We start from the raw sequence: 21,319 nt of genomic DNA on the forward strand, positions 1-21,319 counted from the left end.
ATAAAGGTAAAAAGGAGCTTCTATTATGTCATCTTCTCATGAACAAACGTACCAAAGGGGCTTAGATATTTTAGCCCAAATCGATAAAGAAAATTATCAGGCTATTATTGACAGCTTCAAGCACTCCCCCGCCCCCGATCTGGGGAGGCTCGCCGTCGAATTCAATTACGGACAGCTGTTTTCGCGTCCCGGATTGGATTTGAAGTCCCGCTTGCTCGCCTCCGTCGCAGGCTTGACGGCGCTGGGGAACACGCAGCAATTGCGGTTTTATATCAACGGAGCGCTTAACGTCGGCTGGACCGAGGAAGAAATTGTAGAAACGATCCTGCAGATGATTATCTATGCCGGGTTCCCGGTCGCGCTGAACGCGATCTTCACGGTCGCTCAGGAGGTGTTCGAAAGCAGGAGAGCGAACGAAGGCGGTCACGGTGAGAGTCAAGCGGCGGAATAACGAAACGGATGGGGACGAGCTAGCGAAGGCGGAGAAGAATGAGCCTAAACGTATGCGAATAAGGAGGAGTTAGCTAAGCGTCGGCTGATGTGGCGAGAATGAACAGGGATAAGGCAACGGAAGGCTGGAATGGTTAACTCGGACAAGTTACAATTGACAGCCGGCAGGTACGTGCAGGAACCGACAGGGACGCTACGACTTACGTGCCGCGCAAACCTTTGCCAGATTGCCGTCCTCAAAAAAAGAGGTATGCCTGACATCGCCTCGTACAATTGGGAAATACGACGAAAAGACCGCTGCGAAGGCTGGAAACCAGTACTTTCGCGGCGGTCTTTCTTATAGCTATGCGATAGGAGAATTAAGCGTTCACTTTCCCTTTAATCGCTTCGAGCGGCTTATGGTTGCCGTATTTCGGATACTCGCGCGTCGTCGGCGCGGCCCATTGGGCGGCATTGCGAATGACGCGGCACACTTGCTCGTTGTAATAGGTCGGGTATGTTTCGTGACCCGGACGGAAGTAGAAGATTTTGCCTTGGCCGCGATGGAACGTGCAGCCGCTGCGGAATACTTCGCCGCCCTCGAACCAGCTGACCATGATCAGCTCGTCCGGCTGCGGGATGTCAAAATGCTCGCCGTACATTTCCTCGGCCGGCAGCTCGATATATTCGCCGATGCCTTCGACGATCGGGTGGCCCGGGGATACGACCCAGATGCGCTCCTTCTCGTCGGCTTCGCGCCATTTGAGGTCGCAGCCGGTGCCCATGAGCTTTTTGAAAATTTTCGAAAAATGCCCCGAATGCAGCACGATCAGCCCCATGCCGTGCAGGACGCGCTGATGCACGCGCTCTACGATCTCGTCCTGAACGTCGCCGTGGGCTTTATGGCCCCACCAGATCAGCACGTCGGTGTTGTTCAGCTTTTCTTCGGTCAAGCCATGCTCAGGCTCGTCCAGCGTCGCATAGGAAACTTCGAAGTCCGCGCCCAGCCCCTCGCCGATTGCCGTGTGAATGCCGTTCGGATATACGGAACGCACGATCTCGCTTTCTTTTTCATGACGGAATTCGTTCCAGACGGTTACGCGCAGTTTTTGGCTCATGAGAGTGTCCCTCCACATTGGAATTGAAGCGTTTCTTACAGTATAGTGAATCCCTTTTCAAAAAGATATTCCCAATCCTGTTTCGTCTGTATGCAAAACTGCTATCGACGTCCGTTTCGTGATATACTGAATTGCATAATGTGCCTTGAGAGGCTATAAGCGGATCTATTCAAAAATGGCTTGCCGCTACTGTATACACCGAAGCGAGGTGCGTCTGCGAACCGATGAAAACCGTCGTCGAAATGCCAATGGAAACGGCCAGCGAGGAGGAGGTTATTTACCAGAACCCGCTGTTGTTCTTAAAAATATGGGAAATTCTCTCGGATTCGCCCTACCACGGCCTTTCGGAGAAATGCCGGTGGCATTACCACAAGGAAGTGGAATTTCTAGCCATCATCGAGGGGCGGCTCGGCATCCAGACGAAGCATGAGTATACCGTCATCGGTCCCGGCGATCTGATCGTGCTCGGGTCCTCGCAGCTGCACCGGACGGCCAAGCTCGATCCGGGAAGGCTTCGCTATATCGTGTTCCAGGTCGATTTGTCCCAGCATTTCGACCAGAGCACGATGCCTTACCTGCACTGCTTCTCGGAGCTGACGCAGCCGCTGTGGAAGCTGAATTATATTTTTCACGACCATGATGCAGCACGGCAGGAAGCGTACGCGCTCATCATGGATATCTTCGCAGAATCCCAAAGCCGGATGCGTGGCTACGAGCTGGCCATCAGCGCTTCGATCAAGCGGCTGATGCTGCTGCTCATGCGCAGCGATACGGCGGGGGTACTCGGCGGCGCGGAGGAAACCGAGCTGACCCGGCTCCGCCCGGCGCTCGATTACGTCGACCGGCATCTGAGCGAGAAAATCGCCGTGGAGGACATGTGCGGGCTGCTGAACCTGAGCTACCACTATTTCATTAAGTATTTCAAGAAGGTGATGGGCCTCTCCTTCGTCGATTACGTCAACTACAAGCGCGTAAAAAAAGCCGAGCGCCTGCTGCTGACGCGCGATCTGAGCATCGTCGAGGTCGGCTTCGAGGTCGGCATCCCCAACATGGCCCAGTTTTACAAGCTGTTCAAGCGGCATAATCACTGCTCGCCAAAAGAGTTCAAGCAGCGGATGCGCGGCGAAGCCGGCGTCGGCGTGAACGAAGCCGCACCGCAGGCGTAGCGGGGCGTAAGGCGGACGGGCGGGGGCAGTTGACGAGATGGGAGCGCGCGGCAGATGACACGGCGGTTGATGACGTGACCGTTCATAGATGAAGACGGCGGGACGGGTGGTAACACACAGGCGACGTGACACTGCTGCTCGCAGCCTTCGTGATTGGCATGCACACAACGTCGTAACAGGATGGCGCGCTGGTAATGTGACTCTACGTGGGTACAGACGACGTAACGAGCGCCTATGATAACGGATGGTCAGTGAGTACAGACCCGTCGTGGCTGCACGAATGAGCGAAAACAACCCACGCCCTTTGCGCACCGCCCACTGTATTTTGGCATCTCCCCAATTTCTCCCCCACGTTCTACGTTCCTTCGGTACATTTTTCGTGCGCGAATGGCAGGCTAGCGTACCAAAAGCTAGAGCGAGGGCACGGGAATCCAATATGCGAATGGCGGCGAGCGGCGAGCGAGTGCCCATACAAAATAGAGGAACTCAAGTAACTTATTCCCTCCGAACTAGGGGTGTCCGCGAAAATAGAGGAAGTACACTTCCTCTATCAGCCTTCGTCAGCAACAAATGCACATTTTTCGACACGTATAAAGCATCTCAGTTCCGCTACACTTCGACGCCCCGCCAAAAGAAACAAATAAAGCATCTCTCGTGCTCTATTTGTCCAACACCTGCTACAAACCGCACTCCCGCTACAAAAACATCGGTTTCCCATGCGGATTCAGCAGGTAAGCCCGAACGCGCAAGGTGCCCGAAGCCGGCACAAGCACCTGTCGCTTCAAGAGACTCTGCAGCAACTCCCGCGCATAACGCACACTTACCCCTAAATGCTGACTCACTTCCGCGGGGGTCACCTGCCGCTGCTTATGAACGAGCAAGCGCACAATTTCTTTCTCCTTCAGGGTCAACGCGATCGGCACGCTCTCGTCCCCGAACCATCTGCCCATCAGCTGTTGAATCATTTGCTGACAGCGCCGCGGCTTCTCTCTAATATCGTCGTAAGCAAAGCGAAACACCTTCCAATCGTCAATCACCAGATGGTTTTGCCTGACGAGTTGGTCGGCAAATTGCCAGCGGCTTGCATCCCGGCTATGCGGACCGTAGCCGTCGATTTCGAAGCATACTTTGAACGGCGGGCGCAAATAGGCAAAATCCAAGTAGCGTGTCCCATCCTTGAAATCATGAACCTCAAACTCCGGATGCAGGTGCTCGAATCGTCCGACAGCCGGCCACCACACCTCCTGCAGAAAAAGCTTCTCCGCATGCCCAAGCCCCTCCTTCAACCGCCGTTGCCTCTCGCCAGCTGCTGACTGCACATGCGCATGCAAAAAAGCTTCGTAAGCTTCTTGAAATCTCATTCCTCAGTCCACCTCCGGAAAAATAAAAAACCGCCCGATCCCCTTGCCGGAGATGGACGGTGTGTGCTTCACAACCAATTCGTATACCTTATCATAACGAATCAAGCAGCAACAAGCAAGGCGCGGAGCCTTAAAAAATCCGATTCCGCCAGCCGAGCAGCTTCGCTATAGCTTCCACGTAATAATAATCGCCGTAGATCAACGAAACGTCGATATTTTGCCAGGCCGGCTTGTTGCCCGTGCCTGCGAGCAAAATGCCCTCGTGCTCCGGACGGTCCCACGTCGCGTAATGCTGCGTCAGCGAGAGCAAAATGCGCTCCGCCGCGCGGCGGTACACGGCGCCCTCTGCCCCCGGGAGCGCCGCGCCCAGCTCGATCAGCCCGGAAACGGCGCACGTCGCCGCGGACGTATCGCGAGGCTCGCCGTCGAGCGGGTCGGCGGCGCGGAAATCCCAATGCGGCACGTGGTCATCCGGCAGGCAGGCAAGGAAGTAATGCGCCACCTGCTGCGCCGCATACAAATACCGCTTGTCACCCGTGTAGCGGTACGTGTTCGCCATGCCATGCAGCGCCCACGAAGCGCCGCGGCTCCAGGACGAGTCCGGCCCGTGGCCTTGGCCGCCGAGCGGCTCGATCAGCTCGCCCGTCTGCGGATCGAAGCTGAGAATATGGTTCACCGAGCCGTCCGGGCGAATGAACTTATCCACCACCGTATCGGCATGCGCTCTGGCGATATGGTCAAAACGAGGATCGCCGATCTCCTGCGCCGCCCAGAACAAGATCGACAGGTTCATCGACGAATCGACGATCGACCAGCCGATTTTGTCTTGATTCCACGCGCGCAGGAAGCTACCCGCAATATTGAACCGTCCCGCGAGGAAGTTCGCGGCCTGCAAGCCGCGGCGCTTGGCGTCCTTGTCGCCGGTCAGCTTGTATTTGATAACGGAAGTAGGAAGAAACTGGAACCCCACATCGTGGTGGAAATTATTATCTTGAATTGTTTTTTGCTCGAACTTTTCGTCCCAAGACCATGCCGCTTCCCGGTAGTGCTCTTTTCCGGTCATATCGTACATGATCCACAGAATGCCCGGCCAGAAGCCGGCCGTCCACCAATCCAGCCGCATATCGTCGTACAGGCCGTCGGCTTTGGCCACGTGCGGCGATTTCTCTCCAAGCTGCCCGATCATCCGGTCCACCTTTACCTGCAAAGCGTCCCAAATCGCCGGGAGCGCCGCCTTCAAGTCGGACGCCTGCGTCCATTTGCTCGTATCGATCGCTGTCATGCGTAAACTCCTCCTCTGGAATTAAATCGTAATAAATGCCGTAGCCATCCCTTCGCACGCCGCGCTGACGACCGACACCCGCGGATGCCCTGCCCCGGACTTTCCGCTGTCGCCGGTAAGCGACGCAGCCGGACCTCCGGCCGTAACGAAGTCCGTGACCGAGATGCCCGCCGGCAAACCGCCCTGCGGATCGACGTAAATCCCGGCCAGCCCCGTGGCGAGCTGAACCAGCCGCGAACCGCGGATCGTGCCGAGACCGTCCAGCAGCCGGCCGTCTCCCGCAAGACCGAAGCGGACGAAGTTCGCCGCATCGGGGCAGAACACACCATGGGCATCGTAGGCCCGTGCTTCCACATAAACCCGCCCGTCCTCCTGCGGCTCGGCCGTAAGCCGCAGCTCCGTAGGAGCTCCCCAGACTGCCGTCTGGTATTCGAAGGTCAGCTCGTCTTCCACGGTTACGCCGTCTTTTACCGCAACGACCTTCACATGATTCATGCCCGATTCCAGGGCCGTCTCCCAACGCAAGCCTGCTGCAGGGAAATTTTGCGAATCGCGCTTCCTCACGCCGAGGCTCTGCCCATTCAGGAACAGCTCCGCCTCCACGCAGTTGGAATACACCTTGATCGTCTTCCGTTCGTCCGGAGCGCCCCAACGTACCGGCATGGAATGACCGTAAATGTGGGCCATCGGCTCCGTCGCCCAATACGATTGGAAGACGTAGTAGGCTTCTTTTTTCGTAAAATCGCGCTCGACGATCCCCTTCATGTTCAAATACGGAATCGGCGAGTCTGGACGCACCGGCGTCGCAAAATCTTTAAACGACCACTGCGCCGCCCCGGTCAGCCAATCCATGTGCTCCTGCGACTTCAAATACCAGTCGATCATTTCGCAAAAATACGTCTCTGACCAGTCGCCGTCCCGGGAGACGCGCGGCTCGCCGCCGGTCAGCAGGTAGTCGCCGTCGCGCTCGTCTGTCGTGCCGTTGCCACGGGGAATAAATTCGAAGCCCGTGTACGTCTTCTCCACATGACGGGTCGGCAAATTGTCCGCGCCCCACTCCATATGGAAGAACGAGCGCACATTGTCGAACGCCGAGCGGCAGCTCGCTTCGTAATCGGTGTAAATGCCGCGGTACCAGCCCGCCCAGATGGAAGGCGAGTACACGTCGACGATGTCTTTGCAAAACTCGCAGCGGCGAATCGAGGTCAACCGGCTTGGGTCAAGCTGATGTGACAGGTCGTGGAGCTCCTTCATGAAGCGGCGGATGTCTTCCTGATCGAAATAGTCGAAATCGCATTCCCAATCATTCTCGTTGCCGAGACCCCACAGAATGACCGACGGATGATTGTAATGCTGCTCGATCATCGCCGTCAGCATGTCCCGGCACTGCTGCCTGTAGCTGTCGCCGCCAAGACCGCCGCGGCACCACGGGATTTCCTCCCAGACGAGAATGCCCAGCTCATCACACAGCTCCAACACGATTCGCGACTGCTGATAGTGGCCGAGGCGAATGAAGTTTGCGCCCATCTCCTTGATGAGCTGCATCTCGCAGCGGATCATCTCCTCCGTCATCGCCGGTCCGACGCCCGCATGATCCTCATGCCGATGCGTCCCGCGAAGCAGAAGCCGCTCGCCGTTCAGCTTGAACGGACCGTGCTCGACGAACTCGAAATACCGGACGCCGAACCGTTCCGCAAGCTCCGTCTCGCCATGCACGCTTTCCGCCCGGACGGTGCAGCCGTACAGGTACGGGTCGTCCGTGCTCCACAGGTGCGGATCGGCCAGCTCGTAGACCGCGAGTTCCTTCTCGCCCTCCCAAGGCAGGCAGCTCACGCTCGATTCCGCAAGCACGTCTCCTGCGCGGTCCGTCAGCCGAATCGTCAGCTTGAGGCTCTCCCGCTGCGCGTTCGGATTGTACAGCTTGGCTCTGACCTTCACGGTACAGCTCTGCTTCCCGTCCCCCGCCACCAAACGGCTCGTATCCGCTTCCACATGAACCCGCGCGAGCGACACGGCAGGCACATACACGAGATTCAAGTACCGGTAAATGCCCCCATACAGGTTAAAATCGCTCGCGTCCGACGGAATCGTCTCCAGCTCCCGGCTATTATCGCACGCAACCGCTACCGGGACCAGCCCTTGATATCGCTCAATGCTCGTTGCCTCGGCCGCCGCCTCGGTGATGTCGACCGTGAACTCGTCGTAGCCTCCGAGATGCGAACCGACCTTGCTCGTATACACATAGACAACCGTACGCTGTCCGGCGCCTTCGAAATGCAGCAGCGTCCGCCCGTTCGGATACGGATTGTTTACCGCCAATTTCGTCCGGTACCAACCCTGTCCCTGATAATATTTACCGTCAGGGTCCATCACGTCGAGCGCGTTGTACGTATGCGGCAGCTCCACTTTATGCCACGGCACATTGTAATGATTTTGAAGCTTGTCGGCCCGCCATACTTCCCACGGACCGCCGAGGCTGCCCCGGTAATGCTCCCATCCTTCGACTAACCGCTGTTTGATCATTGTGAGGCCATCCCTTTCGAACCAATAAAATATGCTTTCAGCATAACAAAAAAAACGCCCGCAAAGTTTGGCGCTCTTATGATAAAATGTTGCTATATTACGGTGGAGGTCCATGCGCATGAAGCAGATGAACTACTTGAATCTGAATCGTCATCCCGTGCAGCTATCATTTTACAAAGACCGGACGAACGAGTTCGTCGAAATCTACCACGCGCATCAGGGAATGGAGCTTTTATATGTCCATGAAGGGCAAGGAACGGCCGTTGTAGAACAACAAATTTTCCAGATGTCGCCCGGCACCGTCTTTTGCTTCAAGCCGTTTCAGCTGCATCGCATCCGGATCGGCGAGCTGCCCAAGCAGCCGTACGTACGCTCCTTGTTCGTCTTCGAGCCTGCCGTGCTCGACGAAACACTCGCTCCGTTTCCCGGACTTCGGGCTTTTTTCCAATCGCTGTGGAAAGACCCGCTGGCCCCCCAAGTGTACCGGACGCCGGACCCCGCCGCCATGAACGCGCTGCTCCGCTCCCATCTTCCCCGCCTTGCGCCCAAGGAAAATGCCGAGCTGCTGCTGGAAGAGCAGCTGCTGTTCCTGACCGCGTTCGTGCATCACTTGAAATCGGCGGCGGAACCGGCCGGCTCACCGCTAAAGGAGCAACCATCACTGCCTAAAGCATCGGCCACCGCCGAGAAAATTATGGCTTGGATCGAAAAGCATTACATGGAGCCCTTCGAGCTGGAACGGCTCGCGCAGGAGATTCATTTGTCCCCGAATCACGTATCCGCCGTCTTCCGTCAATCGGTAGGTAGCAGCATCACCGAATATTTGACGGCTCGCCGCATCCGGCAAGCGTGCTGGCTGCTGCGGACCACCGACAAGCCGGTGCAGGACATCGGCCGCGCGGTCGGGCTTGGCAATTTCTCATATTTTTGCCAACTGTTCAAGAAGCAGGTCGGCCTTACGCCGAACCGGTTCAAACGGGAGCCGTACGAAGCAGACAGCAAACGGAAATCTTAATCTTTGGATGGAACGCGGTGCGCCCAAGGATGGCGTTCCTTTTCCTGACATGCTATACTTTAAAAGGGCTCACGGGCCTTTTGACTTTAACGAATTCCGAGGTATTTCTTTCATGTGCATCCATATGTGCGTTCAATTCATGCGTTTACGGTAATCTGAGGTACAGAACACGTATTCCCGGCTGAAAAAGCTTTTGGCCCGGGTTTATTTGTGCTGTACCTTTTTCATTCCCACAAAACGAATGAATGAGGTGCATATTTGTCATGCCAAAAAACAAACGTCCGTCCCGTCAAGCGGGGCGTTTTACCCCTTCCAACTTTTCAGGCCAACACCTGATCCGCGATAAATCGCTTGTCCGCCGCATGATCGAGCTTGCCCGACTCTCGCCTCAGCCGCTTATGCTGGACATCGGGGCGGGAGCCGGCGCGTTGACGCTTCCGCTCGCCCAAGAAGGCTGGCAGGTGCTTGCCATCGAAAACGACCCCCGTTTCGCCGAGAAGCTCCGCGGCAAGCTGAGAGAAGCGGAAGGCATCCGGATCGTCGAGGCCGACTTCCTGGAAATGCCGCTCCCCCGCAAGCCTTTTGGCGTTGTAGCTAACATCCCTTTTGCCATCACGTCGTCAGTGCTCGGCAAGCTGATGGAACATCCCGCCGTCCCGTTTCGGCATGGCGTGCTGATCGTCGAGCTTGGGGTAGCCCGCCGCTTTACGGCCGATCCGGTCACGCATGCTCGCATCCTCGGATGGCGCATGCAGTTCGATCTGAAGCTCGCCGAGCCGGTATCGCCCGACTGCTTCTCGCCCCCGCCCCGGGTACAATGTGCGATCTTGACCGTACGCCGCAAAAAGGAGCCGCTCGTGCGGCCGAGCGACCACGCCCGCTTCATGGGACTCGTCACGCAAGCGCTCCGGGTGCCCGGCGCCCCGTTGCACGCCGCGCTCGGCCTTCGGTTCACCCCGGCGCAGCTCAAGCATCTCGTCAAGCTGCTGCGGGTGGACCGGAGCGCCCCAATCGGCGCCTTGAACGAGCGGCAGTGGGCTGCCGTCTTCGAGACGATGATCCGCTATGTCGAGCCTTACCGGTGGCCCAAGGCAGGCGGCATGTCCAAGCGATGAGCAGCGGTCTCTTCCGGAATTGCCGAGTAAGTGAGCCTACCAAGGTATGACATTGACAATTTTGCCAATACTACGAACATTGTCCGAACCGGCTGGAAACAGCCGGTCATCCTATCCTGAAACACCGAAGGGAGAAGCTACAATGGCTCAACAATCCGCAGCTCGTGGCGGAACGGGGACCAACTGGCTGATGGACCCGGATATCCCTTTTTCCCGCAACATCATCCTGCATCTGCTGCTCGCGGTTTTTGTTGTCTATTGGATCGTCATGGCGATCTCGCCGACCGACCGGACCCAATGGCTGATGGAAAACGTGCTTGTCCTCGCGGCTTTTTTCACGCTGCTGTTTACGTACAAAGCGTTCCGCTTCTCGAATCTATCTTATTTGCTGATTTTTCTATTCCTCTGCGCACATGTTTTCGCGGCTCATTACACGTATCAGAATACGCCGGTCGACCAATGGCTGAAAGCTTCGTTTCATTTTCAAAGAAGCTACTTCGACCGGGTCGTTCACTTCTTGTTCGGCCTGTGGCTTACCTACTGCCTTCGGGAACTGCTCATCCGGGCCGCAGGCTTGCGCAATTTCTGGTCATACGGGATTCCGGTCATGACGATACTCGGGTTCAGCGCGTTGTTCGAAATTGTGGAGATGGGGGCTGCTGCCACGGCCGGACAAGCCGGAGCCGACTATCTCGGATTACAGGGCGATGTGTTCGATACCCAGAAAGATATGCTAATGGGACTCGTCGGCGCCTTGGTATCGATGGGGGCGCTCGCCATCATCCTGCGAAAAACGAAGCACACGGCGCCCTCACATTCCTGATCCAGCGTTCTGCAGCGGGGCCCGGCTTCTTCGGCTTCCGTCCCGCTTGCAGGGGCGCCCCAACGTCTACTCCTCTGCCATCGGTCCGCGCCTTGCAAATTGCTTGCGGTATTCGCTCGGGGACAGACCGGTCTGCTTCTTGAAGACGCGGGAGAAATAGTACAGCTCAAGGCCGACCTTCTCAGCTACATCCGTCACCGTCCATTCGCTTGCGGACAGCAACTCCTTCGCTTTATCCATTCGCTTGCGGTTAATGTAGGCGATCGGGGAGAGCCCCAGCATTGTTTTGAAATACTGCATGAAGTAGTTGGGGTGAAAATGCACGAGCCGCGCCAGCTCTTCCACCGTGATCCGTTCCTGCAGATGCTCGTCTACGTAGTGGAGCACCGTGTTGATTTTTCCCGTTTCGGACATCGGCGCAAGCCGAAGCCCCCGCTCCCGCTCCAGCGCTCCTTCCATATACCCGGAAACGATATCGAGCAGCACCGATTTGATGCGCAGCGGAGCCGTCAGCGACGGATTGTTGTACAGCCCGATCAAGTCCAGAAACTGCTTCTCAAGCCCAGCCTCGTCCCGCACGTCGATGCAGTGGGGCAGCTCCAGCATTTGAAACAGGTTCACGTCTCCCACCGTTGCCGTAAAATGGCACCAATATTTCCCGAAGCCATTGTCGCCGAGCCGGCCGAACGACAGCCGCATCCCTGCCGGCAGCAGCAACAATTGTCCCGGCTTCGGGTGATAGAGCCGATCACGCAGCCGAATCCACCCTTCCCCTTCGCGTATATAATAAAGCCGGTTCACATCCGGCAGCTCGTTGATGCTCCGCCAATTCGGCCCCACCTTGGAGTAGTAGGCCATCGTCACCGTCATTTGCGTATTGTCCAAATAGCTGCGCATTCGTTGAAGCTGATTAGAGTCCATCGCAGAGCCGCTCCTCGCGCCGGAATGCTGCTTGGCGCTACATTTTTTTGATTAGTCGATCACACCAGTCCATATACAGGTGCTCATATCGAATGCCGAACTCGACGACCGAGATGGTGGCGGCAATCGGGTCTCTGCTGTCGGCCGTGGTCAGCATGGTCTCCAGCTCCTCGACCTTTTTTTCATACGCCGCCAGTCTTTCTTCATGCTGCCTCTTGGTTTCCTCGAGTCGTCCGATCATCCGCTCGGGATCGACAAGCCAAATATTGTAGGCCTTCAACAAAAAATCGTCGCGGATTCTCTCCAGCTCCCCCGCTTCGAGCGTCCATTGGATGAGGGCGTCCCGTCCGGCTTCCGTGATTTCGTACAATTTGCGGGCGGGGCGGTTAGCCTGCTGCTCGATGCCTTGCAGCTTGACCAGACCTTCTCCTTCCATTTTGGACAATTCGGGGTACACCTGATTACTGCCCACTTTCCAAAAGGGGCCGAACCGGTCGTTCATTTGTTGCTTGATATCGTAACCGCTTAAAGGCTCGCGCGCCAATAAGGAAAGCAATGCATAACGAATGGACATGAAGACAACTCCTCTGATTTGACCTTGATTCCTCCATATTACCACAATGCTGGATAGGTTAAAAATAACCTATTCCAGAGTGTTGAGAAAGTGTTCAAATGGGATAATAGAGGTTACGAGGGGGTGGGGTATCCACTTCCGTTTGCATCTCTATTTTTGTTAAAGTCCACTTTTTCAACAAGCTCGGATAGGTTAAAAATAACCTATTTTTTATTTACAAAGAAAAGCTATTGAGTTATATTTGACCTAGGTTAATTTTGACTTATAAAATGACTAACCTTAACCAAACCGTGACAAAGGAGAAATTTGTGATGAAACTTATTTTTCAAGATCCTACCTTTTCCTTCGAGCTGCTGCGTACGTTGAGCTACGCCCCTTACGGAGGCGCGGATATCGGCGAATGTCTGGTGACCGGCTATCGGATTGAGGAGAGCAATTTTGAAAGCTGGTATGCCGAATGGTACAAAACGGCGGAGCGCATTCACGCCCAGGCTGCCGACAGCTTGGCGCGGGGCAAGCGGATCAGCGCGCGGGAGTCGTTTTTGCGGGCGTCCAATTATTACCGTACCGCGGAGTTTTTCCTGATGGCAATCCGGATGACCCGCGCATGCTCGAAACATGGGAAAAAAGCCGGAGCACGTTCCGCCAGGCGATCCCACTGATGGTTTGGCCTGTGGAGCAAGTGGAGATTCCTTATGAAGGGACTCACTTGTCAGGATATTTCTACCGCGTGGATGACGTACCCAGACCAACGTTGATTATTCACGGAGGCTACGATTCCACAGGGGAGGAGCTTTACTTCGGCGGAGCGGCGGCGGCGCTTCAGCGGGGCTACAATTGCCTGACGTTCGAAGGGCCGGGTCAAGGCGCCACGATTCGGCTGCAGCGCATTCCGTTCCGCCACGATTGGGAGAAGGTGATTACGCCGGTCGTCGATTATTTACATACCCGGCCGGAAGTGGATAAGCAGCGGATTGCGCTAATGGGCATCAGTCTCGGAGGATTTTTGGCGCCGCGGGCTGCAGCCTATGAGCACCGCCTTGCCGCTTGTATCGCAAACGACGGCTTGTTCACCTTCCAATTCGGTGAAATGGCCCCCGAGGGAGCAAACGTGGACTTCAACGAACCGGCCAAGCTGGAGACCTTTATCCAGGAGCTGATGGCCAACAACACCGGCGTCCGCTGGGCTGTCGATAACGGCCGGTTTACGTTCCAGGCGAAGACGTTCCTGGAGTTGATTGAGAAAACGCAGCCGTTCACGCTGGAGGGCATTGCCCACATGATTAAATGTCCCGTGCTCGTATGCGAAGCCGAGGCCGATCATTTCTTTGCCGGCCAGCCGATGAAGCTTTACGAAGCTCTTACCTGCCCCAAAACGTTCATGCTCTTTACGGCGGAAGACGGTGGCGAAGAGCACTGCCAATTCGGAGCGCTGCTCCTGTTTAATCAACGTGTCTTCGAGTGGCTAGACGATGTAATGGATGGTCTCAACCGTCCGTAACGATAAGGCGGGAAGCCAGCCTCGCGTCTGCCCGCAAAAAAAATCGCTCCGGAAACATTCCGGAGCGTTCAGAGTGTTGAGAAAGTGGTCTTCACTAATACGGTGAAACATACGGAGGTGGGGTATGCACTGGAGGAGCGATAGCGTTCGCCTTTGTCCGCGGGAAATATCCGCTGCGAAGCGGCTTCAAATCAAAATTTCCTGCGGACCCGGGGTCCCCGCAAAGTACTAGGACTGAGCTTCTCTGATTCAACTTCACTTTGTGGGGTGGAGCAGCGACCGGAAGTGTATACCCCACCCCCTCGTATTACCTGTACCGCTCTCCGACCACTTTCTCAACAAGCGCCGAAGCCCGTGCTTATGGGCCTTGCAGCGCTTCCTTTATTTTGTGGTACGGGAGCTTCGGCGTATAATACTCGTCGTAGATGAGCCCGTTGCCGAACTCGTTGTATTCACCCTCGGGCTGAAGCGACGAATAGCGGTCGGTAAATCCCCACATGGCGTAGGACGTAAACCGGTTATTCGCTTGGGTCAGCGCCAGGATCGATTTGAAATATTCCGCCTGCTTGCTGCGCAGCGTGTCCGTGACCTTGCCGTGCATGTTGACGTCCAGCTCCGATACCCGCACCTCCAAGCCAAGATCGGTGAAACGTTTGACCGTGCGCTTGAACTCGCTAGCCGATACGGGATCGTACGTCCCGTCGCTGTCTTTGCCGATATCTTCGTGAACCTGGAAGCCGATGCCGTGCAAAGGCACCCCGCGCGACTGGAGCCGCTGGACAAGCGTATACAGCGCGTCCGCTTTGTCGTCCTCCGCCTCGCAGCCATATTCGTTTATGTACAGCTTGGCATCCGGGTCGGCTTCGTGAGCGGCGCGCAGCGCGATGTCTAGAAACTTCTCGCCCATCGCCTTGAACCAGATCGAATCCCGCAAGCCGAGATTGACGTTAAACTTCTCGTCCTTGAGCGGTTCGTTGATGACGTCCCACTCCTTGATTCTGCCCTTGTACCGTCCGACCACCGTCTTCACGTGCTCCTCCATGATGGCCTGCAGCTCTGCGGCGCTGTAGTTGCCTTGCGTGAGCCACCGGGGATTCGCTTCGCTCCAGACCAGCGCATGACCGTGAACGGCCATGCCGTTGCGTTCCGCGAATTCCACCAAACTGTCCCCTTCCGCGAAAGCGTAAACGTTCCGCTGCGGATGAATGAACTGAAACTTCATGTCGTTTTCCGGAGTCAGGATACTGAACTCCCGTCCCAGAATGCTGCGGTAAGCGGAATCCGTCATGGTCGGGATGACGGCCGCAGCCGTGCCGATGCTCAGGTGCGGCGCATTCGTCCGCGCCAGTGCCCGCAGCGAGTCCGCACTCTGCGGCACGGCAGCGATGCCCAGATCACTTACCGTTACCGCCGAGGCGCTGCCTTCCGCTTGAGCCGTCAGCGACTTGAGCGTAAACGAGCTGCCGACGTCCGCATCGGCGCCGAAATACACTTTGCCATCCGCGAACACTCCGGGGTCCGCCATTTCCCCGACTTTGACCTGATTTACGTAAAATGCGAGCTTGCCGCTCTTGACCAGAAGCCGGACATCAAGCGTTCCGGCCGATGTATAATTGAAAGCCGCTTTCTTCGGAACGGCGGAAGAGCCGTTATAGACGGCGGCCGACAGCTTGCCGTTCTTCAACATAACCGATACCGCCTTGCCTTCCTGCCGCCATTCGTCCTGAATGACCGGAAGTGTGCCGTACAGTTGAAGTCCGGCGCTTTTGCCGGGGGAAGAGGCCATTTGAAAGCTTACCGAAAAATCTCCGGATATGTTCAAAACCGGACCGCGCAAATTGATCGGCGGATTGCTGACCGTCGGCTGCGACACATCGTTGCCCCAAGGGATGATGGCCCGCCCTATACCGGTAACGGTCACTTCATCGCCAGCCGCAGTTGCTCCTGAAAATCGGGTCCAATCGTGCCCCCGGATCAAATCGACTGTCGCAGGAGCCAACGGCACATCGGCTGCTTCGACCGAAGCGGCCCCCGGCATTACGGAAACAAGCTGAAGCTGCAGCAGCAGCAAAGATGCTGCGCCGAGCTTGAAGCTTCGTTTGCTTCTCGTCATCATCAATAAACCCCTTCCCCTATTGTGAATTGACCGTAATAACCCAATTATAAGGCGAGCTTCTAGGTTTTCCCATGTCTTTTTTTAAGATGGTTTTGCACAAAACAAAGCCCAGCGCACAAGTCGCTGGGCTTTGTTACTTTGATGACGGGTGGCAGGCACCGCTATTTCACTGCTCCCCCGTCCGTTCCCGATTCCGGAGGCTCCGCCAGCCATGCTTCATCCAGCACCTGCTGGCCTTCCTTTTGAAGCTGCTGCAGCGCCTGCCGCACCGTCGATTTTCCGGTCATAATCCATTCAAGCTGCTCGTCCGCCTTCTTATCGAATTCCCAGTAAAAACGCGCGGGGGTATTCGGCTTCATTTCTATTCCCGATCCAAGCGTATCGTCATACTTCACTTGGTAAAACGGCTCCATGCTGCGGCCGTCTACCGTATTGACGAAGCCCGAGCGGGTCGGCGTCAGCGGCGAAATGGACGTCTTCGTTTCGATTTTGGCCGCTTCCGCACTGTTGAAATAGCGGACGATCTTCCAAACCTTGTCCGCCTGCCCGGACCCTGCGCCGATCGCAAAAATCGGATGCAGATAAACGTCCTGCTGCCACGAGCTGCTGCCGTCCAGCGAAGGCGGCTGCACGATCTGCCAATCGATCTTGGAGCCGCTCTCCTGCAGCCGCCTGATCTGCGACGGTCCGCTTATGGTCATCGCTGCCCGTCCCTGACTGAACAAATCGGTACTATCGACAGCCTCCTTATCCTGGCCGCCTTTGTTGTCCTTCCCGCCAATCATGGGCATATCGCCGTTCTTCCAGGCTTCCGTCATCTGTGAGAATACCTTCTGCCAAGCCTCCGTATCGATCGTGACAGTACGTCCCTCATCATCCGTCTCACGGAGTCCCACATTCCACCCCACCGACCGGACCATCCCAAACCTTGAGTTCATAAACGGTTGATGAAGCCCGTAAATCGGGTCCTTCCCGTTCTTGGCGCCGCGGAATCTGCCTGCCAGCTCGAACAGGTCGTCCCAAGTGATGCCATCTTTCGGGTAAGGAGCCTTGTACTCGTCGAACAGCCCTTTATTGTAGTACAGCACCGAGGTCGAAAATCGAGGGGCAAGCCCGTACAGCTTGCCCCCGCCCTTGGTCCGCAAATAATCGATGACGTCCGGATGCATGTTTTCGATATCGAATTTGTCCCGCTTGATCAACGAATCCAACTCGTACAGCTTGCCCGCCGCCGCGAGCTGCTGATATTCCCCGGACCTCGTAATAATGAGATCCGGTTTTTGCTCGTCCAGCAGCTTGTCCATTTCTTTTTGCGGATTCTTGCCGCGGGCCATCGTATCATCAGTTGCGACGACTTCCACTTCAAGCTCAGGGAATTTGGCCGTAAAATAATCGCCGTACTCACTGTCAAACGCTTCCTGGTTGAAATAAGCCACCTTGAGCTTCGTCCGTTCCGGCGGGGCCGCAGCCGGCGCATCGTTGCAGCCGGCCGCGCTCCAAGCCAGCGTGCCCGCCAGCAGGGGGAGCAGCAGCTTGTTCCTCCGAGTTCTTGTCGTTCCGCTCCGATTCATGGCTCTCCCCCTATGGTGTCCTGCCGTCCACCGCCGTCTTGGCTTGGACCGGCTTCTTCTGCGCTGCGTTTTTCGCCTGAATCAGCGCCTGCTGTCCGTTGTCTTGAAGCTCCCGTGCTGCCTGGGAGACCGTCTTCTTGCCTTTCAACACGTCCTTGGAGAGCTGCGTCGCAAGCTCCTCGAAGGCTGAATAAAACTCTGCCGGCACGCCCGGAGTCACTTGCGACTCCGACGGCGGACGAAGGCTTGTGAACGCTTCGACAAGCTTTTCTTGCCCCTTGACCGCAGAAAGACTCGATAAACGCGAAGGCGAAGAACCGCTGCCGATATTCTGTGTAAGCATTTTGCGAGCCATTTCCTCGCTGTTGATGAACTTGACAAGCTCCCATGCCTCCCTCCGATTCTCGGAGGCCGCATTCACCGCATAGATCGTGCGGACCGAGAAGGAAGACGATTCGTTCGGCCGGGACCGGTCCGTCGGCTCGGTCACGACATCCCATGGAACAGAGGACATCTTGTATCTGGACGAAGCCTCGTTCAAATCCTTAACGAAGCCGTAACTTTGCAGCGTCATCGCCGCTTGCCCGGTCATGAACGGATTGGCCCTGTACATATCTTCTCTTGTAGACAACTTTTCCAGCGGCGGCTGCTCATAAATATATCCGCCACGGACCGCATCCAGCACGGCCGTCCAAGCCTTCTGCCATTCCGGCGTATTGACGGTGACCTGCTTGCCTGAAGAATCGAGGATGCCCAGTCCCTTGGCCTGGCCCGCCTGTTGTACCAAACCGAATGGACCGGTATAAGCGCGTGTGACCAAACCGTAGACCCGGTCCTTTGCATTCGGGGCCGTCGGAAACCGGGAAGCGAGCTGCAGCAGCTCCTCCCAGCTCATGCCGTTCTTCGGGTAACTGATCCCGTATTTGTCAAACAGCTCCTTGTTGTAGAAGAGCGCGCGCTGGTCATATTCCGGCGCGAGCCCGTACAGCTTGCCTCCACCCTCGGTACGAAGCCTGTCGACAACGCCGGCATGTATATTTTGCAGATCGAAGCCCTCCTGCCGGATCACGTCGTCCAACGCGTACAGCTTGCCCTCCTTGGCCAACTGCGCGTATTCGGACAGCGACAGCGCCAGCACGTCGGGTTTGTCTTTTTCCAATTGCTCCTCAAGATTGGTCATGATTCCGGCAGAGGATTCGTTTCCGATTCCCTTCTCTACCTTGACGGCGACATTCGGGTAACGGATCGTAAACGCTTTACCATATTGCATCATGAACGTTGTTTCATGAACAAACGAAACTTTCAGCGTCTTCTCCTTATTCGGGTCCATCGCCTCCAAGGCCGCCTTCTCCAGCGGCTTGGACAGCTTGGATAGTCCCTCGACCAGCCGGTCCGCCTGGGTCCATCCGACCGCCAGCACAAGCACGCACGCCACCGCGGGACTCCAGCGGAGCCAGCGTTTGCTTCCGACGGGCGGCTGCTTCGTCTCCACCCGCTCCTTCACCTTATGCATGAGTTCCTTGGAAAAGCCGCCCTGCTTGAGCTGCAGCCGGGTCAGATGCTTCTCCCAATGTTCGGGTTCGAGCCGTTTCGTCATGCCTTTCTTCCCTCCTCGCCGAGCTGCTGCGATACTTTGGCGCGCGCCCGGGAAAGTCTAGATTTAACCGTGCCTTCGGACACGTTCAGCAGCTTCGCGATCTCTGCGTAAGACAGCTGATGGTGCGCATGCAGTAGCAGCACCTCGCGCAGCTTGTGGGGCAAGCCGAGCACCGTGTTCCACACTTCCTCCTCGGCAAGCAGGCCGATCACTTGCGATTCCGCCGACGGCTCCTGGCCTTCCTGGCGCAGAATGCCGAAAGGAATGACGCGGCGTATCCACGCCGATCGCCAATGATCGCGCACCAGATTGCGGGTAATGGCGAGCAGCCATGTCTTGAGGCTGGCCTCGCCGCGAAACGTATATAACCGCTCGTACACCCGTACGAACACGTCCTGTGTCACATCGTCCGCCAACGTCCGGTTCTTCGACAGGAAAAAGGCATAGTTCCATACGTCTTCGCCGTACGTCAGCATGATGTCCGAAAGAGCGGCGTTTTTATCCAAGCCGCCGGACATCGATTTTAAGTATTCAAAGGCCACCCGGGTTCACCTCACATGAAATTGGACGAAGCAACGGAAGAAAGGTTCCCTTCTGTAAGAAAAATTTTAAGCTCGCCGCCTCTTTCACAAAAATATTCACGTCCAACGGAACGAATCCGCGAATCCCCCGTCTACTGCTTGACAACAAAAAAACAGAAGGTGGGACGAAAACGCATCGTCACTACACTTCGGAAATGGGTGGGATCGCAAATGAAACGATGGTCTAAATGGGTACCGGCGGGGCTGGCTTTGTCCCTGGCCGCCACAATGACAGGATGCAGCTCGGACAAGCTCGCCGGAGGCGAAGGAGTCAAGCCTTCCGTAACGTTAAAGGAACTGGGCAAGGACGAGAAAGCAAGCATCAAGGTGCTTTTTTTCGACAAAAATTATTTTTCTCAGCTGTATGGCACACTGTTCTCCTCCAAATTCCCGAACATCGACGTACAGGTGGTTTCCATGCAAAACATCTTCGATCCGGGAAAAGACACCAAGAAGGAATTCCAAAAATTGGTTGACGAAGAAAAACCCGACGTGCTTTTACTCCCGACGCCCGAATTGTTCGAGCAATGGGCTGCCGACGGCAAGCTGCTTCAGCTTGACGATGTCATTCGTCAGGACAAGTTCGATGTCGAGAGCATGATGCCGACCGTCATCGAACAAATCAAGTCCATGGGCGACGGCAAGCTGTACGGGCTGGCCCCCTCCTTCTTTAGCAAAGCGCTGTTTTATAACCGGGATCTGTTCGAGAAACACGGCGTGCCGCTACCGAAAAACCAGATGACGTGGGAAGATGTGCTCGATGTTGCCAAACGTTTTCCGACCAACGGACAGGGGGAGCAGCGCATCTACGGGATGGCCTCGTACTACCAGTTTAACGACGGCAAGCCGGTCGGATACGAATACATGAGGGGGATCGGGTCCACCCTGGGCTTGTCCGTCCTTGACCGGGAAAAAGGAACGGTGACCCTCCAATCCGACGGCTGGAAAAAGGCGCTGACCCTGGCCGTAGATGCCGTGAAATCAGGAGCAATCTATAATGCCAAAGACAGCAAGCCAATCGAACCGGGAATGACGATGGAAGACATCTTCAAGCAAGATTTGTTCGCCACCGGTAAAGCCGCCATGGCCATCGAGGGATCGTACTATATTGAGACGCTTCTGCGGGCCAAGGATTCGCTCAAGGACGTCAAGCCGGTCAACTGGGATATCGTGACCGTTCCGGTCGATCCGAGAAACCCGGAGGCTTCGGATTCGGTGTCCATTTCGAAGTTTTTTGCCGTCCATGTCGATTCGCCCAACCAGCGGGCAGCCTGGGAATTGGTCAAATATATCAACAGTGAGGAAGTAGCGAAAGCGGTGTCCTCCTCGAGCCCGGGTGAGCTGTCCTCCAGAACGGCCTATATCAAAGAACGGGACGGCCGCAGCCTCGAACCGTTCACGATGCTGAAATTGATCCGAAACGGCTATCCGAAAGGCGCGGAGCCGGTGCCGGCGTCGTTCTACTCTGCCTTCGACCAAATGGCCCAAGCGGAGGTGCAAGCCGTCGTCGAAAGCAAAAAATCGGTCGACGAAGCCCTCAAAACGATGCAGCAAAAAGGCCAGGACATTTATAACAAAGCCAAACAGGAACAAAAAAATACGGAACAGAAAGGGCAGGGCTAGCCG

At 56.2% G+C, this 21,319-nt stretch carries 18 protein-coding genes; 8 read left to right on the plus strand and 10 right to left on the minus strand.

Translation table 11 applies throughout. From position 1 onward, the window contains the following. The first annotated feature begins 25 nt into the window (after nt 1-25). Nucleotides 26-451, plus strand: coding sequence for a carboxymuconolactone decarboxylase family protein (locus PEL01S_RS04875; protein WP_063187936.1), 426 nt, complete (start codon nt 26-28; stop codon nt 449-451). Nucleotides 452-809: 358 nt separating this feature from the next. Here the strand turns inward: PEL01S_RS04875 and PEL01S_RS04880 are convergent, their stop codons facing one another. Beyond that, entirely contained in the window at nt 810-1,547 is a 738-nt protein-coding gene (locus PEL01S_RS04880; protein ID WP_063187934.1) for a ThuA domain-containing protein, read from the minus strand. A 224-nt stretch (nt 1,548-1,771) separates the two neighbouring features. Here PEL01S_RS04880 and PEL01S_RS04885 point away from each other — a divergent pair, with 224 nt between their 5' ends. Further along, complete coding sequence (locus tag PEL01S_RS04885; protein ID WP_063187933.1) at nt 1,772-2,713, plus strand: helix-turn-helix domain-containing protein; 942 nt, start codon at nt 1,772-1,774, stop codon at nt 2,711-2,713. A gap of 695 nt (nt 2,714-3,408) precedes the next feature. Here PEL01S_RS04885 and PEL01S_RS04890 read toward each other — a convergent pair. The 3 genes from PEL01S_RS04890 to PEL01S_RS04900 all read right to left on the minus strand — a co-directional run bounded on the left by PEL01S_RS04890 (nt 3,409) and on the right by PEL01S_RS04900 (nt 7,879). Then, complete coding sequence (locus PEL01S_RS04890; RefSeq protein ID WP_063187931.1) at nt 3,409-4,074, minus strand: hypothetical protein; 666 nt, start codon at nt 4,072-4,074, stop codon at nt 3,409-3,411. 130 nt (nt 4,075-4,204) lie between these two features. Then, nucleotides 4,205-5,356 (minus strand): glycoside hydrolase family 88 protein, encoded by a 1,152-nt coding sequence (locus tag PEL01S_RS04895; RefSeq protein WP_174806899.1) that lies wholly within the window; start codon nt 5,354-5,356, stop codon nt 4,205-4,207. Nucleotides 5,357-5,377: 21 nt separating this feature from the next. Beyond that, the gene (locus PEL01S_RS04900; RefSeq protein ID WP_063187929.1) at nt 5,378-7,879 is read right to left on the minus strand and encodes a glycoside hydrolase family 2 TIM barrel-domain containing protein; all 2,502 of its coding nucleotides are present in this window, start codon (nt 7,877-7,879) and stop codon (nt 5,378-5,380) included. A 118-nt stretch (nt 7,880-7,997) separates the two neighbouring features. Between PEL01S_RS04900 and PEL01S_RS04905 the strand changes: the two genes are divergently transcribed. From PEL01S_RS04905 to PEL01S_RS04915, 3 genes are all read left to right on the plus strand, one after another. Continuing rightward, on the plus strand, nt 7,998-8,894 hold the full coding sequence (locus PEL01S_RS04905; protein ID WP_063187927.1) for an AraC family transcriptional regulator: 897 nt from the start codon (nt 7,998-8,000) through the stop codon (nt 8,892-8,894). Nucleotides 8,895-9,157: 263 nt separating this feature from the next. Beyond that, nucleotides 9,158-10,009: a 23S ribosomal RNA methyltransferase Erm gene (erm, locus tag PEL01S_RS04910; RefSeq protein WP_127459550.1), complete on the plus strand. Its 852-nt coding sequence runs from the start codon at nt 9,158-9,160 to the stop codon at nt 10,007-10,009. Nucleotides 10,010-10,151: 142 nt separating this feature from the next. Next, nucleotides 10,152-10,832 (plus strand): DUF2238 domain-containing protein, encoded by a 681-nt coding sequence (locus PEL01S_RS04915; protein WP_127459552.1) that lies wholly within the window; start codon nt 10,152-10,154, stop codon nt 10,830-10,832. Between the two features lie 66 nt (nt 10,833-10,898). On the opposite strand, the gene PEL01S_RS04920 is transcribed toward PEL01S_RS04915, so the two are convergent. Together PEL01S_RS04920 and PEL01S_RS04925 are read right to left on the minus strand one after the other, a co-directional pair. Next, entirely contained in the window at nt 10,899-11,753 is an 855-nt protein-coding gene (locus PEL01S_RS04920) for a helix-turn-helix domain-containing protein (protein ID WP_127459553.1), read from the minus strand. 37 nt (nt 11,754-11,790) lie between these two features. Further along, complete coding sequence (locus PEL01S_RS04925) at nt 11,791-12,327, minus strand: PadR family transcriptional regulator (RefSeq protein WP_127459554.1); 537 nt, start codon at nt 12,325-12,327, stop codon at nt 11,791-11,793. Between the two features lie 311 nt (nt 12,328-12,638). Between PEL01S_RS04925 and PEL01S_RS35120 the strand changes: the two genes are divergently transcribed. After that, entirely contained in the window at nt 12,639-12,989 is a 351-nt protein-coding gene (locus PEL01S_RS35120; protein ID WP_239551428.1) for a hypothetical protein, read from the plus strand. Continuing rightward, entirely contained in the window at nt 12,935-13,828 is an 894-nt protein-coding gene (locus PEL01S_RS04930) for an alpha/beta hydrolase family protein (RefSeq protein WP_239551430.1), read from the plus strand. The genes PEL01S_RS35120 and PEL01S_RS04930 overlap by 55 nt, the downstream gene beginning before the upstream one ends. A 358-nt stretch (nt 13,829-14,186) precedes the next feature. On the opposite strand, the gene PEL01S_RS04935 is transcribed toward PEL01S_RS04930, so the two are convergent. The 4 genes from PEL01S_RS04935 to PEL01S_RS04950 form a co-directional block, all read right to left on the minus strand. Further along, nucleotides 14,187-15,944 (minus strand): endo-1,4-beta-xylanase, encoded by a 1,758-nt coding sequence (locus PEL01S_RS04935; RefSeq protein ID WP_127459555.1) that lies wholly within the window; start codon nt 15,942-15,944, stop codon nt 14,187-14,189. A gap of 161 nt (nt 15,945-16,105) precedes the next feature. Continuing rightward, entirely contained in the window at nt 16,106-17,515 is a 1,410-nt protein-coding gene (locus tag PEL01S_RS04940) for an ABC transporter substrate-binding protein (RefSeq protein WP_127459556.1), read from the minus strand. 10 nt (nt 17,516-17,525) lie between these two features. Continuing rightward, a complete protein-coding gene (locus PEL01S_RS04945; protein WP_127459557.1) occupies nt 17,526-19,112 on the minus strand; it encodes an ABC transporter substrate-binding protein in 1,587 nt (528 codons plus the stop codon). After that, nucleotides 19,109-19,654, minus strand: a complete 546-nt coding sequence (locus PEL01S_RS04950) for an RNA polymerase sigma factor (RefSeq protein ID WP_108535031.1) — start codon at nt 19,652-19,654, stop codon at nt 19,109-19,111. The genes PEL01S_RS04945 and PEL01S_RS04950 overlap by 4 nt, the downstream gene beginning before the upstream one ends. Nucleotides 19,655-19,864: 210 nt before the next feature. On the opposite strand from PEL01S_RS04950, the gene PEL01S_RS04955 reads away from it, so the two are divergent. Next, the gene (locus PEL01S_RS04955) at nt 19,865-21,316 is read left to right on the plus strand and encodes an ABC transporter substrate-binding protein (RefSeq protein ID WP_127459558.1); all 1,452 of its coding nucleotides are present in this window, start codon (nt 19,865-19,867) and stop codon (nt 21,314-21,316) included. Nucleotides 21,317-21,319 lie beyond the last annotated feature (3 nt).

The organism is Paenibacillus elgii NBRC 100335 (assembly GCF_004000865.1).
GTDB lineage: Bacteria > Bacillota > Bacilli > Paenibacillales > NBRC-103111 > Paenibacillus_G > Paenibacillus_G elgii.

Bases quoted from the DNA above. Each gene is read 5' to 3' on its own strand.
- PEL01S_RS04895 (WP_174806899.1), bottom strand. From the start codon at position 5,356: ATGACAGCGATCGATACGAGCAAATGGACGCAGGCGTCCGACTTGAAG.
- PEL01S_RS04890 (WP_063187931.1), bottom strand. From the start codon at position 4,074: ATGAGATTTCAAGAAGCTTACGAAGCTTTTTTGCATGCGCATGTGCAG.
- PEL01S_RS04875 (WP_063187936.1), top strand. From the start codon at position 26: ATGTCATCTTCTCATGAACAAACGTACCAAAGGGGCTTAGATATTTTA.
- PEL01S_RS04885 (WP_063187933.1), top strand. From the start codon at position 1,772: ATGAAAACCGTCGTCGAAATGCCAATGGAAACGGCCAGCGAGGAGGAG.
- PEL01S_RS35120 (WP_239551428.1), top strand. From the start codon at position 12,639: ATGAAACTTATTTTTCAAGATCCTACCTTTTCCTTCGAGCTGCTGCGT.
- PEL01S_RS04925 (WP_127459554.1), bottom strand. From the start codon at position 12,327: ATGTCCATTCGTTATGCATTGCTTTCCTTATTGGCGCGCGAGCCTTTA.
- PEL01S_RS04905 (WP_063187927.1), top strand. From the start codon at position 7,998: ATGAAGCAGATGAACTACTTGAATCTGAATCGTCATCCCGTGCAGCTA.
- PEL01S_RS04880 (WP_063187934.1), bottom strand. From the start codon at position 1,547: ATGAGCCAAAAACTGCGCGTAACCGTCTGGAACGAATTCCGTCATGAA.
- PEL01S_RS04920 (WP_127459553.1), bottom strand. From the start codon at position 11,753: ATGGACTCTAATCAGCTTCAACGAATGCGCAGCTATTTGGACAATACG.
- PEL01S_RS04945 (WP_127459557.1), bottom strand. From the start codon at position 19,112: ATGACGAAACGGCTCGAACCCGAACATTGGGAGAAGCATCTGACCCGG.
- PEL01S_RS04930 (WP_239551430.1), top strand. From the start codon at position 12,935: ATGCTCGAAACATGGGAAAAAAGCCGGAGCACGTTCCGCCAGGCGATC.
- PEL01S_RS04915 (WP_127459552.1), top strand. From the start codon at position 10,152: ATGGCTCAACAATCCGCAGCTCGTGGCGGAACGGGGACCAACTGGCTG.
- PEL01S_RS04955 (WP_127459558.1), top strand. From the start codon at position 19,865: ATGAAACGATGGTCTAAATGGGTACCGGCGGGGCTGGCTTTGTCCCTG.
- PEL01S_RS04900 (WP_063187929.1), bottom strand. From the start codon at position 7,879: ATGATCAAACAGCGGTTAGTCGAAGGATGGGAGCATTACCGGGGCAGC.
- erm (WP_127459550.1), top strand. From the start codon at position 9,158: ATGCCAAAAAACAAACGTCCGTCCCGTCAAGCGGGGCGTTTTACCCCT.
- PEL01S_RS04935 (WP_127459555.1), bottom strand. From the start codon at position 15,944: ATGATGACGAGAAGCAAACGAAGCTTCAAGCTCGGCGCAGCATCTTTG.
- PEL01S_RS04940 (WP_127459556.1), bottom strand. From the start codon at position 17,515: ATGAATCGGAGCGGAACGACAAGAACTCGGAGGAACAAGCTGCTGCTC.